Source organism: Actinomadura viridis, from assembly GCF_015751755.1.
Classification (GTDB): domain Bacteria; phylum Actinomycetota; class Actinomycetes; order Streptosporangiales; family Streptosporangiaceae; genus Spirillospora; species Spirillospora viridis.
The window spans coordinates 7,355,411-7,370,723 of record NZ_JADOUA010000001.1 but is presented as its reverse complement, the minus strand read 5'-3'; the positions used below and the strand labels follow the sequence as shown (position 1 = coordinate 7,370,723).

Sequence of the window (15,313 nt, the reverse complement as noted above, 5' to 3'; positions counted from 1 at the left end):
CGGAAAGGGGAGCATTCCATGACCGACTTCGTGACCTCGGCGGACGGGACCCGGATCGCCTTCGACCGCCTGGGCGAGGGCCCGCCGGTCGTCTTGGTGAGCGGCATGTTCTGCCACCGGGAGTCCACGCGGGCACTGGCCGAACGGCTCGCGCACCGGTTCACCGTGGTCAACTACGACCGCCGCGGCCGGGGCGAGAGCGGTGACACCGCGCCGTACGACGTCGCCCGGGAGATCGAGGACCTCGGGGCGCTGATCGCCGCGGTCGGGGGGCGGGCGGCGGTGTACGGCCATTCCTCGGGTGCGGCGCTCGCCCTGAACGCGACCGCCGCCGGACTGCCCGTCCCCCGGCTCGTCCTGCACGAGCCGCCGTACGGGGGCGACGGCGAGGAGGAGAAGCGGAGTGCGCGGGAGCTCGCGCGGAACGTCCTGGCGGCCATCGCCGAGGACCGCCGCAGCGACGCGATCAAGGTCTTCATGACGGCCTCGGGCATGCCGCCGGAGATGGCCGAGGGGCCGGCCGCCGATCCGGGGATGCTGGCCGTGGCCTCCACGATGGCGTACGACTTCGCGGTCATGGGGAACGCTGACACGGGCGGAACGATCCCGGAACACCTCGTCCGGGCCGTCGGCGTCCCGACCCTGATGATCGCCGGCGGGGCCAGCCCCGGATTCTTCCGCGAGACCGCCGTACGGATCGCGCGGCTCCTGCCGGACGGCCGGTACACCGAGCTGGAAGGGCAGGACCACGGCGCGCCCGCCGAGGCGGTGGAGCCGGTGGTGGCGGAGTTCCTGGCCGGCTGATCACGCGGCCGGTTCTGTCGGCCTCCGGTGGTAGAAACGCACCGCCATCCTGCCGGAGGGAACCCCGAACATGCGCCACGGCCTCTTCGCCGGCCTGCCGATCAAAGAGATCCTGCACCACCCCGTGGACGAGTTCCTGGAGCTCGACTACCAGCGCGAGCTGCGCGACTTCGTCCTCGCCCAGGATCTCGACACGGAGACCGAGGCGGAGATCCGCCGTTTCGCCGAACGCCTGCGCGCGCTCGCCCACGAGACGGCCCCGGCCCGGGGCGTCGCCTGGCGGATCGCCGCGGACGAGGAGACGCCGTTCGAGGCCGTCTACGAACGGTTCCTGCACATGGTCGACACCTACCAGGTGACGGCCCTGGTCATCGGGTACTGGGGGGCGCTCCACGAGAAGGACAAGCCGGACCCGGTGAAGCTGCTGCTCGACGCGGCGCACCTGATGCCGCGGCTGGAGGCGCTGTTCCTCGGCGACGTGGGCGGGGACGAGCAGGAGCTGTCCTGGGTCCACCTGCCCGACGTCACCCCCCTGCTGGAGGCGTTCCCCCGGCTGGAGCGGCTCGACGTCCGCGGCGGCTCGCTGACGCTGCGTCCGGTGGCGAACCGCGGGCTGAAGACGTTGCGCATCGAGTGCGGCGGGCTGCCCGCGCACGTGGTCCGGGCCGTCGCCGCGAGCGACCTGCCCGGCCTGGAGCACCTGGACCTGTGGCTCGGGGTCGGGCACTACGGCGGCGACGCCACCGTCGCCGACCTGGAGCCCATCCTGGCCGGCGCGCGGCTGCCCGCGCTGCGGCACCTCGGCCTGGAGGACAGCGAGATCCAGGACGAGATCGCCGCCGCGCTGGCGGGCGCGCCCGTCGTGGCCCGGCTGGAGTCGCTGAGCCTGGCCATGGGGGTGCTGTCCGACGACGGCGCCGCGGCGCTGCTCTCCGGCCAGCCGCTCACCCATCTCAAGAAGCTCGACCTGCACCACCACTACGTCAGCGACGTCATGGCCGAGCGAATGCGCGCCGCGCTCCCCGGCGTCTCGGTCGATCTCTCCGAACCGGTCCACCTGTACGAGGGATACGCCCCCTACGTCGCCGTTTCCGAATGACCCGGCGGGCCCGCGTTCACTCCGCCGAAAGGAGCCCGGGGACGCGGGCGGCGGCGACCGCGGGGTCGTACCGCAGGGGATGCCGCTCGCCCCGGACGGCCAGCGCGTCCAGTCCGGTCCGGAAGTCCACGTCCACGGCAGATGATCATCGCACCCGTCCGGTCAGGGGGCCGGTCGCGGGTGCGGACGGGGCGCGCGGGCGGTTCGTGAACGCGGCGCCGCCCCGTACCAGGAGGGGCAGCGGTGCCGCGAGCACGACCGCGCAGGCGGCGGCGAGCAGCGGGGGGCCGGTGCCGTACGAGGTGACCGCGGCGCCCGCGAGCAGGTAGCCGAGCGGTGTGAGGGTCTCGCTGCCGAGCCAGTCGAGGGCCATGACGCGGCCGAGGACGCCGTCCGGCACGTCCCGCTGGACGGCGGTCGTCCACAGCACCTCGAAGACCGTGATGCCCGCGCCGGCGACGCCCCACAGCACCAGCACGCCCGGCAGGGGCAGGACCGCCAGGGACAGCAGCGCACCGGCGATGGCCAGCAGGCCCGCCACGGCGGGCAACCCGGGGCGGCGGGTCCGGATCCTCGACGCGATCAGGGCGCCGAGGATCGCGCCGGCGCCCAGCGCGGTGAAGGCGGCACCGTACGCGCGGGGCCCGCCGAGCCGGGCGTCGGCCACGATCGGCGCCAGGAGGATCATCGGCGCCACGGCGAAGGCCATGACCAGCGTGGACGCCCCCATGGACGCCGCCAGCCAGGGCCGGTTCGCCACCTCGCGCGCGGCCTCGGCGACGTCGGCGGCGGCCTGCCCGGCCGACCAGGGGCGCCGGGGCGCGCCCGAGGCGGCGCGCGTCGGCGGGGCGGCGGGCGCGGCCTGGGCCGGGGGCGTCTCGTGGATGAGGAGGAGCGTGGCGAGGCTGCCCGCGAAGGTCGCCACGTCGATCCAGAGGGCCGGGGTGGTGCCCGCCGCGGCGATGACCGCGCCCGCGAGGGACGGGCCGGTGATCAGCGCGGCGTACTGGGAGAGGGAGGTCAGGGAGTTGCCCGCCTGGAGGTGCTCGGCGGGCAGGACGCGCGGGACGAGCGCGGCGTACGCGGGCTGGAACAGGCCCTCGGCCATGGCGATCGCGACGACGAGGGGGAGCACGGCGGCGTCGGGGCCGTGGGCGAGGGCGGCCACGCCGAGGGCGCGGACGAGGTCGGCGCCGAGCATGAGGGCGCGGCGGGAGCAGCGGTCGACGACGGCCGCGGCCAGAGCCGTCCCGGCCACCATGGCGACGCTCTGGACCGCCAGGACCAGGCCCAGGGCCATGGCGCCGGAGTGCCGGTCCAGGACGACGACGGCCAGGATGACGGGGAACATCCGGTTCCCGACCGCGCTGAGCGACTGCCCGCTCCACAGGAGCGCGAAACGCCTCTGCCTGAGGGCTGCCAGCATGCCTGGAAGAGATCACGCGCCGATCGGCGGTTCAAGATCATGACCTTTATCGGTCAGCTGCATTTTGCCTTCTTGTCAATGTGTTGAACACTGGGCCGATGGACATTTCACATCGCGAAACACCGGGTCTGAACGTGACCTTGGTATCGATGCCCTGGCAGTCGGTCGAACTGCCGTCGCTGCCGGTCGCCCTGCTGAAGGCCAGGCTCGCCGAGGCCCGGCCCCAGGATTCGGTCCGCGAATATTATGGTTACCTGCGTTGGGCGGAGTATCTGCTGGCCGAGACCGATGGCGAAATCACTCCGATGATCTGCGAACAGGTTTCGGTCGACGATGTCTTCCACGGGGTCGGTGACTGGATATTCGCGGGTGCGCTTTACGGCGACCCGGAATGGCGGGTGGCCGAGCTGGAGTCGTATGCGGCGCGGGCGCGCGGCGGCGCGCTCGACCTCGGCCCGGCCCGGCGGATGCGCCCGCTCGCCGCCGGTTTCGTCGAGCTGGCGGCGGCCGAGATCCTGGCCGGAAGGCCGGACGTGGTCGGGCTGACCTCGACGTTCATGCAGAACCTCGCCGGGCTGGCGGTGGCACGGCGGATCAGGGAGCTGGCGCCCGGCGTCGTGATCGTCATGGGCGGGAGCAACTGCGACGGCGCGATGGGGCACGCGCTGCACCGCAACCATCCGTTCGTCGACCACGTGGTGCGCGGCGAGGGCGAGCGGGTGTTCCCGGAGTTGCTGGCACGGATCGAGGCCGGGCAGTCCCCGGAGCACCTGCCCGGGGTGTGCTGGTGGAAGGGGGAGGACTCGGTCGCCAACGAACCGGCCGCCGGTCCCGTCCCGCCCGCGCTGATTCCACGGCCGGACTTCGACGGCTGGCAGCGCGTGCTGGACGCCTCGCCGGTGCGGCGGTTCATCGAGCCGAAGCTGCTGCTCGAAGGCGCCCGCGGCTGCTGGTGGGGCGAACGGCACCAGTGCACGTTCTGCGGGCTCAACGGATCGAGCATCGCGTTCCGGGCACGCCCGGCCGAGCGTTTCCGCGCCGACCTGGACCACCTGGTCGAACGGCACCGCATCCTCGACGTCATCACCGTCGACAACATCATGGACATGGGCTTCTTCCGCGACGTGCTGCCCGGCCTGGCGGCGTCCGGATGGGACCTGCGCATGCACTACGAGGTCAAGGCCAACCTGCGCGCCGACCAGGTACGGCTGCTGGCCGAGGCCGGGGTGCACTGCGTCCAGCCCGGCATCGAGAGCCTCAGCACCCGCGTCCTGGAGCTGATGGACAAGGGCACCACCGCGGCCATCAACGTGCGGATGCTGCGCGACTGCGAGAGCGAGGGCATCACCGCGTCCTGGAACCACCTGTGCGGCTTCCCCGGCGAGACCGACGCGGACTACCTGGAGATCATCGAACGGATGCCCGCCCTGGTGCACCTGCAGCCGCCCGGTTCGGTCGGCCGCATCCTCCTCGAACGGTTCAGCCCGTACTTCGAGGACCCGGGCCTCGGCTTCGCCGAACGCCGCCCGCACCGGATCTACGGCCATGTCTACGACCTGCCCGAAGAGGAGCTGAACGACCTGGTCTACCTGTTCGACACCCCGCCCGCGGGCGTCTCCGCCGACATGGAACGGCGCCTCCAGGACGCGGCCGGACGGTGGCGCGACGCCTACCCCGTCTCGACCCTCGTCATGCGGGACGGCGCGGAGGGACGGGTGCTGATCGAGGACCGCAGGGCCGGGTGGCCCGAGGCCGACCACGTCCTCACCGGATGGGAGGCCGACGCCTACCGCGCCCTCGAACGCGGCCGTACGGCCGCCGCCCTCGCCAGGCTGCTCGGCACGGGCGACGACGGCGTCGACGTGGACGTGGACGTGGACGTGGACGTGGACGGCTGGCTGCGCGAGCAGGTCGCGCGCGGCCTCGTCTTCCGCGACGGCGGCACCCATGTCGCGCTGGCCACGCGGGGCGTGCCCGTGCACAAGGACGCCGGGCGGCTGGGCGAGTCCTCCCGCTGGCGGCCGCACGTATGACCGCGATCGACGGCACGCTGGACCTCGGCGGCGACCCCGCCGCCACGACCCGGGCCGTGGCGCTGCTGCGCGACCTGGTGCCCACCGGTGAACGGGTCGAGTGGCGCGGCCGGATCACCGGCCCGCTCGACCTCGCCCTGCTCCACCACCTGCCGCCGCCCGCCGACCTGGAGGACGGCACGGACGACGGCACGAAGGGCGGCACGAAGGGCGGCACGGAGCACGGCCGGGAGGACGGCCAGGCCGAGAAGGAGGCGGCAGCCGAGCAAGACACGTGGGCCCGTTCCTACGCCTTCGGCTCGCTCTACTACCGGATGGGGCCGGGGTTCGTGCAGGTGAAGGACGTCCGCGACCCCGCGTGCCCGGTCCGGAGCGTCCTGACGGACCCGGCGGTCATCGAGGTCTTCACCACCTGCCTCACCCCGGCCCGCGCGAGCGACCTGGACGCCCCGGCCCTGCTGGACCTCCTGCGCCGCCGGCTCCTCCTGCCGGCCGGCGACCTGGTGGTGACGCTCCCCTACCGCCTCACCCGGTGGCCCATCCCCTTCTTCGCCGTCTGATGCGCACGTTGACCTGCGGCGAGTTGCTGCCCTGACCACCCGGTCACGCGACAACTCGCCGCAGGTCGACGAGAGCCGGGGTCAGACGAGGAGGCTGAGCAGTGCGGCGGCGGCGAAGCCGGTGACCGACAGGATGGTCTCCAGCACCGTCCAGGTCTTCAGCGTGTCCCGGACCGACATGTTGAAGTAGCGGGAGACGATCCAGAAACCGCCGTCGTTGACGTGCGAGGCGATGATCGAGCCGGCCGCGATGGCGACCGCGATCAGCGCCAGGTACGCCTGGCCGTATCCCTCGCCGTTCAGCAGCGGCTGCACGATCCCGCTCGTGGTGGCGATCGCGACGGTCGCCGAGCCCTGGGCCAGCCGCAGCCCGCAGCTGATCAGGTACGCCAGCACGATCAGCGGCAGGCCCGCGTCCGACAGCGTCCCGGCCAGCGCCTTGCCCACGCCGGTCGCGGAGATGACCGCGCCGAAGAACGCGCCGCCGCCGACCACCAGCAGGATCATGCCGATCGGCCGCAGCGACCGGGTGGCCAGCTCCGACAGCTCGGCCGCCGGGATGCCGCGGCGCAGGCCCAGCAGCCACATCGCCAGCAGGACGGCGATGGTGAGCGCCACCGCCGGGTTGCCGAAGAAGGTCAGCACGGGCAGGACCGCGCTCTCCTCCCACCAGACCGTCCCGAACGTGGCCATCAGGATGAGCAGCAGCGGCACCGCGATGATCAGCAGGACCAGGCTCAGCGCCGGCTCGGGGCGCTTCTCCGCCGCGCCGCCCTCCTCCTCGCGGGCCCGTTCGGCGACCACGTAGTCGTCGGGCACCGCGACCTGGACGCGCTTGCCGATCCAGGAGCCCCAGGCGACGCCCGCGACCAGGAACGCCGGAAGGCCGCAGACCAGGCCCATCACGATGATCCAGCCGAGCGAGACGCCGAGCAGCCCCGCCGCGGCGACCGGCCCGGGATGCGGTGGCAGGAACGCGTGCGTCATGGACAGCCCGGCCAGCAATGGCATCGCGTACAGCACCAGCGAGCGCCCGCCGCGCCGGGCGGTGATGTAGACCAGCGGCGCCAGAACGAAGATGCCGATGTCGAAGAAGACCGGGATGCCGAAGATGAGGCCCGCCAGGCCCATGGCCAGCGGCGCGCCGCGCTCGCCGAAGATCCCCAGCAGCCGCCGGGTCAGCACGTCGGCGCCGCCGGACGCCTCCAGGATCGCGCCCAGGATGGTGCCCAGGCCGATGATCGGGGCGATGTGCCCGAGGATGCCGCCGAACCCCTTCTCCAGGATCGACTCCTTGGAGCTGAGCGCGGTGCCGACGATCTCCTCGACGCTCAGCCCGGCGGCCAGCGCCAGCAGCAGGCCGGAGACCAGCAGCGAGATGAACGGTTCCAGCTTGATCTTGATGATGAGGAACAGCAGGACCGCGATCGCCGCCGCGCAGAGCAGCAGCAGGCCGCCCGTTTCGTGTTGCAGCCAATCGACCATGGGGAGCCTTTCGATGGGGGGCGGAGCCTTCCTTGGGGGCGAGGGGCCTTTCCGTGAGTGGCGGGGGCTTGGGAGGCAAAGAGGCGGGGGCTTGGGAGGCGGGAGGCAAAGAGGCGGGAGGCTGATGGCGGGGGCTGAGGGCTGGGGGCTGGGCTGGGGCAACGGGCGAGGGCAACGGGCGGGGGCTGGTCAGTGGACGGTGCCGTCCTCCTTCCTGCGCAGCGAGCGGCCCGGCAGGGCACCGGTGTGGCGGCCTTCGGCGATGACCGCGACGCCGCCGACGAACACGTACGGGATGCCCTCGGCCTGCCGCCGGGGCGTGTCGAACGTCGCCGCGTCCCGTACCTCGGCGGGGTCGAACAGCACCAGGTCGGCGTGGTGGCCCGGCCGGATGAGCCCGCGTCCGGCCAGCCCGAGGCGCCGGGCGGGACGCCCGGTGAGGTGCGCGACGCACTCCTCCAGGGACAGCACCCCCAGCTCGCGCGTGTAGTGGCCCAGGTAGCGCGGGAACGTTCCCCAGGCGCGGGGGTGCGGCTTGGCGGGGGCGAGCAGGCCGTCGCTGCCGCCGGTGTGCGCCGGGTGGCGCATGATGGCGCGGACGTTCTCCTCGTCGCCGACGTGCTGCAGGATCGTGGTGCCGAGGTCGTCGGCGAGCAGCCGGTCGCGGTAGACCGTGAACGGGGCCCGCCCGGACGCGGCGGCGAGTTCGGCGATCGTCCGGCCGACCGCCGCCGGGCCGGCCGGCGACCCGGCGATCTCGATCGTGTCCCACTCCACCGGGACGCCGTGGCAGCCGTCGGAGCCCTCGGCCTCCATGGCGTGCCGGATCCGTTCCGCGGTGCCGGGGTCGGCCAGCCGGGCGAGCGTCGCCGCGGGCCCGCCCTCGGCGGCCCAGCTCGGCAGCAGCGCGGCGAGCGTGGTGGCGCCGGGCAGGTACGGGTAGGTGTCGAGGCTGATGTCGCAGCCCGCGGCGATGGCCTCGTCCAGGAGCCGGAGCAGTTCCGGCGCGCGGCCCCGGTTGACGCCGAAGTTCATGGTCGCGTGCGCCAGGTGCAGGGGGCAGCCGGAGCGCCGCGAGACCTCGACCATGTCGGCGTAGGCTTGCAACGCTCCAGCGCCGTACGAGCGGTGGTGCGGCGCGTAGAAGCCGCCGTACGCCGCGACAACCCGGCACAGCTCGGCCAGTTCCCCGTCATCGGCGTACATCCCGGGCGCGTAGGTGAGGCCGCTGGACATCCCGACCGCGCCCTCGCGCATGCCGGTGGCGACCAGTTCGCGCTGCCGGTCCAGTTCGGCGAGGGTGGGCGGGCGCGCCGCCCAGCCCATCGCCAGCATCCGCACCGACCCCTGCGGTACGAGATAGCAGGCGTTGACGGCGATGCCGGCGTCGAGCCGGTCGAGGTACTCCCCGACGCTCCGCCAGTTCCAGTCGAAGCCGGGCGGGTCGCCGTTCCAGCCCGCGATCGCCCGCCGGGTCGCGGCGAGGGTGGTGTCGTCCACCGGGGCGTACGACAGCCCGTCCTGCCCGATGACCTCGCAGGTGACGCCCTGGCCGACCTTGGCGAGGTGGTCGGGCTCGGCCAGGAGCGCGAGGTCAGAGTGCGCGTGCATGTCGATGAACCCGGGCGCCAGGACGAGTCCGGTGGCGTCGATCACCCGGGCTCCGGTGAGACCGCGCGGCGCGATCTCCTCGATCCGCCCGCCGGTGACGGCGACCTCGGCCACCCGCCCGGGTGCGCCCGTCCCGTCGACGACGGTGGCGCCGCGGATCACGAGGCCGGCCATCAGAACCACGTCCGGACCAGGTCGACCACCACGGGACGGGCGGCGCCGGCGTCGTCGACGACCGGGATCAGCGTCCACTTGTCGAACGCCGTGCACGGATGGGACAGGCCGAACCGGACGACGTCGCCGGCCTCGACCCGCGCCCCCTCCAGGAAGGTGTGCTGGTCGTTGAGCGCGGTGACCCGGGCGCCGGCGAGCGGCTCCGGGCCCGCGCCCCGGACGAGCTGCGGCTCCGGCAGCCCCTCGTCGAACGGGAGGTCGCGCTTGCCCGCGTCGAGCAGCGCCAGGCCCGGCTCCGGGCAGGAGATCACGCGGGCCCAGCCGTGCATCGCCGACCGCAGCCGGGAGCCCTCACCGCCGGAGCCGCCACCGGTGTCGCCGGTGTCGCCGGTGTCGCCGGAGCCACGGGCGAACGGTGAGATGTCCCGGTAGAACCCGTCGTCGTGCACCAGGTACGCGCCCGATCTCAGGACCACGTGCGCGTCCAGACCGCCCAGCGCCTCCACGACCTGGTCGAAGAACGCGCTGCCGCCCGCCGTCACGATCGGCTCGCCGGTCTCGTGCGGAAGCCGCGCGTGCACGTCGGCGAGCGTGCGCAGGTAGGCGGCGACCGCGTCCAGCCCTTCGGGGGACGCGTCGTGCGCGACCGCGCCCTCGTACCCGGCCGTGCCCACCAGCCGCAGGACAGGGGACTTCCGTACGGCCTCCGCCACCGCGACGGCCTCGTCGGCGTCCCGCACGCCCGTCCGCCCGCCGGGGGCGCCCAGCTCGACGCAGACGTCCACCTGCCGCTGGGCGTGGCAGTGGCGCAGCGCCTCGTTCATCAGCTCGACCGCCCGGACCGAGTCGACCCAGGACAGGAACGTGAAGTCGGGACACCGTTCCAGCTCCGCGGCCAGCCACGCCAGCCCGGCCGGGTCCAGCAGCGCGTTGGCCAGCAGTACGCGGCGCACCCCGAAGGCCCGCGCGACGCGCAGCTGCGGCAGGTTGGCGACGGTGACGGCCCACGCGCCCGCGTCCAGCTGCCGCCGCCACAGCTGCGGAGCCATCGTGGTCTTGCCGTGCGGCGCGAGGCGGACGCCCGCCGCGCGGGTCCAGCCGGCCATCAGCCGGAGGTTGTGGTCGAGCGCGCCCGCGTCGAGGGTCATCAGGGGCGTGCCGAACTCCTCCAGGGGGCGCCGGGAACGGGCGTACTCCCGCACCGTGCTGCCGTGCGCCGAGGCCGGGACGGCCTTGAACCGCCAGTCGAGGATCTCGTCGCCGAGCGCGTCGACCGCCTCGCCGTCAATGGTCTCCACCATGACCTCCTACGTTGCACATGACGCAACGTTCATTGCGCCCTGCGCTTCTGCGGTTGTAACATCACGGTGCGCGCGGGTCAACGGCCGACGATCAAGGTTTTTCCGGACGCGGGCCCGGGCCGCGGGCCCTGAGAAGGCGGGCGGGGGAAGCCGATGAGCCAGAGCCTGGCGCGGGCGCTGCGCATCCTTTCCGAGCTCGGTGAGGGGCCGCGCACCCTGGACGAGCTGGCCGCCGCCGTCGGCGTCCACAAGACGACGGTGCTGCGCCTGCTGCGCACGCTGGAGCGGGAGCGGTTCGCCTACCGCGACGACGCCCACCGTTTCCGTCTCGGCTCGGGACTGTTCGCGCTGGCCGGCGCCGCGCTCGACGAGCGCGGCATCCGTGACGTCGCCGCGCCCCACCTGGCCCGGCTGAACGAGCTGACCGGGCAGACCGTCCACCTGGGCGTGTACGAGGGCGGCGAGGTCGTCTACCTGGACAAGTACGACTCCCGCCACGCGATCCGCATGTACTCCCGGGTCGGGCTGCCGATGCCGCTGCACGCCACCGCGATCGCCAAGGTCCTCCTGGCCGACCAGCCCGAGCCGCGCCGCCGCCTGATCGTGACGGGCATCGACTACACCCCGTACACCGGGAACACCATCACCGGCCCGGACGCCCTCCTGGAGGAGCTGGCGCGGGTGGCCGGGCAGGGGTACGCGCTCGACGACGCCGAGCACGAGACGTTCCTGCGGTGCGTCGCCGCGCCGATCCGGGGGGCCGGGGGCCGCGCCGTCGCGGCGGCCTCGCTGTCGGTGCCCGACGTCGTCCTCGGCCGCGACGGCATCCTCGGGCTGCTGCCGGAACTGCTCGCCACCGTCCGCGCCATCTCCGCCGACTGCGGCCACACGCCGTAGCGCGGCGCCTCACCAGGTGGCGGGCGGACGCCCGGACACGTGGACGCCCGGACGCCCGACACGCGGACGTCCCGACACGCGGACGCGCGGGCGCCCGGAGGCCCTGCGGCGCAGGCGTTACGGGATATCGGCGGACCGAAATCAGGGCATTGTGATCTTTTGGCCACGTACGCCCCAACGTCCCCGCTACGGTTTCCGCCGTGGGGGTAGTCGATTCCAGCCCGGCGTCTCGCCGCAGGGCTCTCTGGTTGATGGGCGCGGCAGGTCTCGCCTTCCTGGCCGCCGACAGCGCGGGCGCGTCGACCACGCCCCGCACGGCCGCGCCGGGCACCCGGCGGCGCGCCGTCCTGCATCCCTCGCCCAGCCCCACCCCGACGCCCACGCCGACGCCCCGCCCCGCGCCGTGGACGCCGGCCCGGCTGACCGCGGTGAAGCCCAAGACCCCCATCCGCGACCTGAAAGAGCTGGTCCCGCCGCCGCCGGACCGGACGATCGCGCTGACCATCGACGACGGGCCGAACCCGACCTGGACGCCCAAGGTGCTGGACCTGCTCGCCGAGCACCAGGTGCACGCCACGTTCTTCATCATCGGCGAGCAGGTCAAGGAGTACCCCCGGCTCACCCGGCGCATCGCGGCGGCCGGGCACCAGATCTGCAACCACACCATGACCCACCCGCTGTCGTTCGACGGCCTGTCGCGCAAGCGGCTCAAGAAGGAGATCGGCGAGGCCCACGACCTGATCTCCCAGACCTCCGGGATCGTCCCCACCTTCTTCCGCGCCCCGGGCGGCGCGTGGTCCCCCGCCGTCCTGGACGTCATCGGCGAGCACGGCATGCTGCCGATCGACTGGGCGGTCGATCCCCGTGACTGGGCCCGTCCCGGCGTCGGCCGCATCCGCAAGACGCTGATGGGCAGCGAGTCCGGCAACATCCTGCTGGTGCACGACGGGGGCGGCGACCGCTCCCAGACCGTCCGGGCGCTCCGCGGCGCCATCCCCAGGCTGAAGAAGCGCGGCCTGACCTTCGTCGCCCTCTGATCATCGGGACCGCGGGGGTGTACCTGAGTACACCCCATGTCCGGGGTTCGGGCACACTGTGCGGGCCGGGGAACGGGCGAAGACTGGACTCCGTACGGCAGGCGATGTACGGAGGATGCAGTGGACGGCGAACTGAGCGGGCGCTCCCGCGAGACCTGGCTGACGGAACGGGCGCGAGCCCCCTGGCGGGGCTTCCGCCTGTGGTTGCTGTGCATCCCCGGAATGTTCGCGTTCAGCCTGCTGAACAGCACCCTGTCGCTCCTGAGCATCGGGCTGGGCGTGTTCGTGCTGGCACCCGTCGTGGTCTTCGTCCGCAGGCTGATGAACACCTACCGCGGCCTGCTCGCCCAGTGGACGGGCCACCGGATCGAGCGCCCCTACCTGCCGGAGCCCGTTCCCGCGCCCGACGAGGACCCCAAGAGCACCGGCGCGCGGCTGCGGCGTTTCCAGTGGATCGTCACCGACCCGGCCACATGGCGCGACTTCGCCTTCCTGGTCGCCGACCCGTTCGTGGCGACGTTCACCGCCCTGCTGCCCTCCGCCCTGATCGTGAGCGGCCTGTGGGGGTGGATCCTGGCGGCCGGGGCCGGAGACATGATCGTGCAGGCGGGCGGCAACGAGTGGTACGCGTTCATCCATGTCGGCGCGGGCGAGCAGTGGCCCGCCGGTGCCGCGGTGCTCGGGACGGTCTTCATGGCGCTGGGCTTCCTCAGCGGCCCGGCGATGCTCGACTACTACGGGCGGTGGGGACGGGTGCTGCTCGGCCCCACCCAGGCGTCCCGGCTCGCGCTGCGCGTCCGGCACCTGACCGAGACCCGGTCGGACGCGGTGGACGCCTCCGCCGCCGAGCTGCGCCGCATCGAGCGCGACCTGCATGACGGTGCCCAGGCCCGGCTGGTGGCGATGGGCATGACCCTCGGCGCGATCGAGCACCTGCTGGACCGCGACCCGGACAAGGCCCGGCTGCTGCTGGCCGAGACCCGCGCGTCGTCCGCCAAGGCGCTGGCCGAGTTGCGCGACCTGGTCCGCGGGATCCACCCGCCGGTGCTGGCCGACCGGGGCGTCGGCGACGCGGTCAAGGCGCTCGCCCTGGACCACCCGCTGCCGGTCGAGGTGAACGTCGCGCTGCCGGGCCGCCCGGAGCCGCCGGTGGAGTCGGCCGTCTACTTCGCCGTCTCGGAGATGCTCACCAACGCGGCCAAGCACTCGCGCGCCCGGCGGGTCTGGGTCGACCTCGAACACCGGGACGGCGCGCTGCGGGCCACCGTCACCGACGACGGGCAGGGCGGCGCCACGTTCGAGGGCGGGACGGGGCTGCGCGGGATCGAGCGGCGCGTCGGTACCTTCGACGGAGTGCTGGCCCTGAGCTCCCCTCCGGGCGGCCCGACCGTCGTGACCTTGGAGGTGCCTTGCGAGCCGTCGCCGCCCACCCGTCCCTGAACCGGCCGGCCCGCTGATGCGGGTCGTGCTGGCCGAGGACCTCGCCCTCCTGAGGGAAGGGCTGGTCAGCCTCCTGGAGGCGCACGGATTCGAGATCGCGGCGGCCGTGGACAACGGCCCGTCGCTGCTCAAGGCACTGGTCGACCACCGCCCGGACGTGGCGGTGGTCGACGTGCGCCTGCCGCCCTCCTTCACCGACGAGGGGCTCCAGGCGGCGCTGGAGGCGCGCCGCCGGATCCCGGGCCTGCCGGTGCTGGTGCTGTCGCAGTACGTGGAGCAGCTGTACGCCCGCGAGCTGCTCGCCGACGGCAGCGGCGGCATCGGCTACCTGCTGAAGGACCGGGTGTTCGACGCGGCGCAGTTCGTGGACGCGGTCCGCCGGGTCGCGGGGGGCGGCACGGCGATGGACCCGGAGGTGATCTCGCGGCTGGTGGCGCGCACCACCCGGGACCGCCCGCTGGGACGGCTCACCCCGCGCGAGCGCGAGGTGCTGGAACTGATGGCGCAGGGCCGTTCCAACGCGGCGATCGCCCAGCAGCTCGTCATCACCGAGCGGGCGGTCACCAAGCACACCGCCAACATCTTCGGCAAGCTCGACCTGGCCGTCTCCGACGACGACAACCGCAGGGTGCTCGCGGTCCTGGCCTACCTCAACCACTAGCGCCGGTCGCGTCGGGCGCGTCAGCCGAGGCCCCAGAACGGTCCCTTCAGACCGGCCTCCCGGAAGTAGGCGGCGGCCGAGGCGGGCTCGCGGCGGGTGTAGCCGTGGTCCAGGCGGCCCGCGTACCAGTGCCGGGCCAGGCGCCACAGGGTCGGCAGGTCCATGACGTACCCGCGCTCGTTGCCGGTGCGCTGGAGCCAGTCGTCCACGCAGCCCTCGTCGCAGAACAGCCGCTGGTTTCCACAGGTGTGGACGACGTCGTCCCACATGCGGGGGGTGGGGACGAGGAAGTGCGCGACCTGGCCGCCGGGCGGGGGCGCCTCCCGTGTCACGTTCCAGGCGTGCGGAGTGGCGCAGCCGGGGCAGCGGGTGGAGACGAGCACCTCCGGCTCGTCCGGCAGCAGGTGCGGCAGGGCGAAGGAGTCCCACGCGCATCCGCCCCACCAGAGCGTGGACGCGCCCATGACCGCGAAGCCGAGCGGCACCGAGCTGAACGGGTGCGCCATCAGGATCCGGTCGTCGCCGTCGAGGGCGATGTGCCGTTGCGCGGCGAGGGCGCGCAGGCCGTCCCGTATCGCGCCGGTGTCCGAGCCGAACCGCTCGGCCAGCTCGCCCGCCTCCGGTGCCCGGCCCGTCTCCGCGAAGGAACGGTAGACGGCCACCCGCAGGTCCTCGTCGTCGAACGCCACCTGGACAGTCCTTTCACGCAACTCACTGGGCCGGCCTCAGCCTAGCCCACGGGACGCGACCCGGGGCCGCTCACCGGGAAGAGCCGATCAGAAACC

At 73.4% G+C, this 15,313-nt stretch carries 13 protein-coding genes; 8 read left to right on the top strand and 5 right to left on the bottom strand.

The genetic code is table 11. The features are described 5' to 3' along the window. Positions 1 to 18 precede the first annotated feature (18 nt). Both IW256_RS33445 and IW256_RS33440 read left to right on the top strand, forming a co-directional pair. Positions 19 to 804, top strand: a complete 786-nt coding sequence (locus IW256_RS33445) for an alpha/beta fold hydrolase (protein WP_197014739.1) — start codon at positions 19 to 21, stop codon at positions 802 to 804. A 70-nt stretch (positions 805 to 874) separates the two neighbouring features. Further along, positions 875 to 1,903, top strand: a complete 1,029-nt coding sequence (locus IW256_RS33440) for an STM4015 family protein (RefSeq protein ID WP_197014738.1) — start codon at positions 875 to 877, stop codon at positions 1,901 to 1,903. 145 nt (positions 1,904 to 2,048) lie between these two features. Here the strand turns inward: IW256_RS33440 and IW256_RS33435 are convergent, their stop codons facing one another. Continuing rightward, positions 2,049 to 3,329 (bottom strand): MFS transporter, encoded by a 1,281-nt coding sequence (locus tag IW256_RS33435; RefSeq protein WP_197014737.1) that lies wholly within the window; start codon positions 3,327 to 3,329, stop codon positions 2,049 to 2,051. A 98-nt stretch (positions 3,330 to 3,427) separates the two neighbouring features. Between IW256_RS33435 and IW256_RS33430 the strand changes: the two genes are divergently transcribed. After that, positions 3,428 to 5,362 carry a RiPP maturation radical SAM C-methyltransferase gene (locus IW256_RS33430; protein WP_269217966.1) on the top strand — a complete coding sequence of 645 codons (1,935 nt, stop codon included), beginning with the start codon at positions 3,428 to 3,430 and terminating at the stop codon, positions 5,360 to 5,362. Next, positions 5,359 to 5,922, top strand: coding sequence for a DUF5825 family protein (locus IW256_RS33425; RefSeq protein ID WP_197014736.1), 564 nt, complete (start codon positions 5,359 to 5,361; stop codon positions 5,920 to 5,922). Before IW256_RS33430 ends, IW256_RS33425 begins: the two co-directional genes overlap by 4 nt. A gap of 81 nt (positions 5,923 to 6,003) precedes the next feature. On the opposite strand, the gene IW256_RS33420 is transcribed toward IW256_RS33425, so the two are convergent. From IW256_RS33420 to IW256_RS33410, 3 genes are all read right to left on the bottom strand, one after another. Then, the gene (locus IW256_RS33420) at positions 6,004 to 7,407 is read right to left on the bottom strand and encodes a GntP family permease (RefSeq protein WP_197014735.1); all 1,404 of its coding nucleotides are present in this window, start codon (positions 7,405 to 7,407) and stop codon (positions 6,004 to 6,006) included. A gap of 189 nt (positions 7,408 to 7,596) precedes the next feature. Then, positions 7,597 to 9,192 carry an N-acyl-D-amino-acid deacylase family protein gene (locus tag IW256_RS33415; RefSeq protein WP_197014734.1) on the bottom strand — a complete coding sequence of 532 codons (1,596 nt, stop codon included), beginning with the start codon at positions 9,190 to 9,192 and terminating at the stop codon, positions 7,597 to 7,599. Then, positions 9,192 to 10,493: an alanine racemase gene (locus tag IW256_RS33410; RefSeq protein WP_197014733.1), complete on the bottom strand. Its 1,302-nt coding sequence runs from the start codon at positions 10,491 to 10,493 to the stop codon at positions 9,192 to 9,194. The genes IW256_RS33415 and IW256_RS33410 overlap by 1 nt, the downstream gene beginning before the upstream one ends. Positions 10,494 to 10,646: 153 nt before the next feature. Between IW256_RS33410 and IW256_RS33405 the strand changes: the two genes are divergently transcribed. The 4 genes from IW256_RS33405 to IW256_RS33390 all read left to right on the top strand — a co-directional run bounded on the left by IW256_RS33405 (position 10,647) and on the right by IW256_RS33390 (position 14,528). Next, complete coding sequence (locus tag IW256_RS33405; protein WP_197014732.1) at positions 10,647 to 11,390, top strand: IclR family transcriptional regulator; 744 nt, start codon at positions 10,647 to 10,649, stop codon at positions 11,388 to 11,390. 251 nt (positions 11,391 to 11,641) lie between these two features. Then, a complete protein-coding gene (locus tag IW256_RS33400) occupies positions 11,642 to 12,427 on the top strand; it encodes a polysaccharide deacetylase family protein (protein ID WP_197014731.1) in 786 nt (261 codons plus the stop codon). A gap of 120 nt (positions 12,428 to 12,547) precedes the next feature. Further along, positions 12,548 to 13,867: a sensor histidine kinase gene (locus IW256_RS33395; RefSeq protein ID WP_307829270.1), complete on the top strand. Its 1,320-nt coding sequence runs from the start codon at positions 12,548 to 12,550 to the stop codon at positions 13,865 to 13,867. Positions 13,868 to 13,883: 16 nt separating this feature from the next. Then, positions 13,884 to 14,528: a LuxR C-terminal-related transcriptional regulator gene (locus IW256_RS33390; protein WP_197014730.1), complete on the top strand. Its 645-nt coding sequence runs from the start codon at positions 13,884 to 13,886 to the stop codon at positions 14,526 to 14,528. A gap of 20 nt (positions 14,529 to 14,548) precedes the next feature. Here IW256_RS33390 and merB read toward each other — a convergent pair whose 3' ends face one another. Continuing rightward, positions 14,549 to 15,217 carry an organomercurial lyase gene (gene merB / locus IW256_RS33385; RefSeq protein WP_197014729.1) on the bottom strand — a complete coding sequence of 223 codons (669 nt, stop codon included), beginning with the start codon at positions 15,215 to 15,217 and terminating at the stop codon, positions 14,549 to 14,551. Positions 15,218 to 15,313 lie beyond the last annotated feature (96 nt).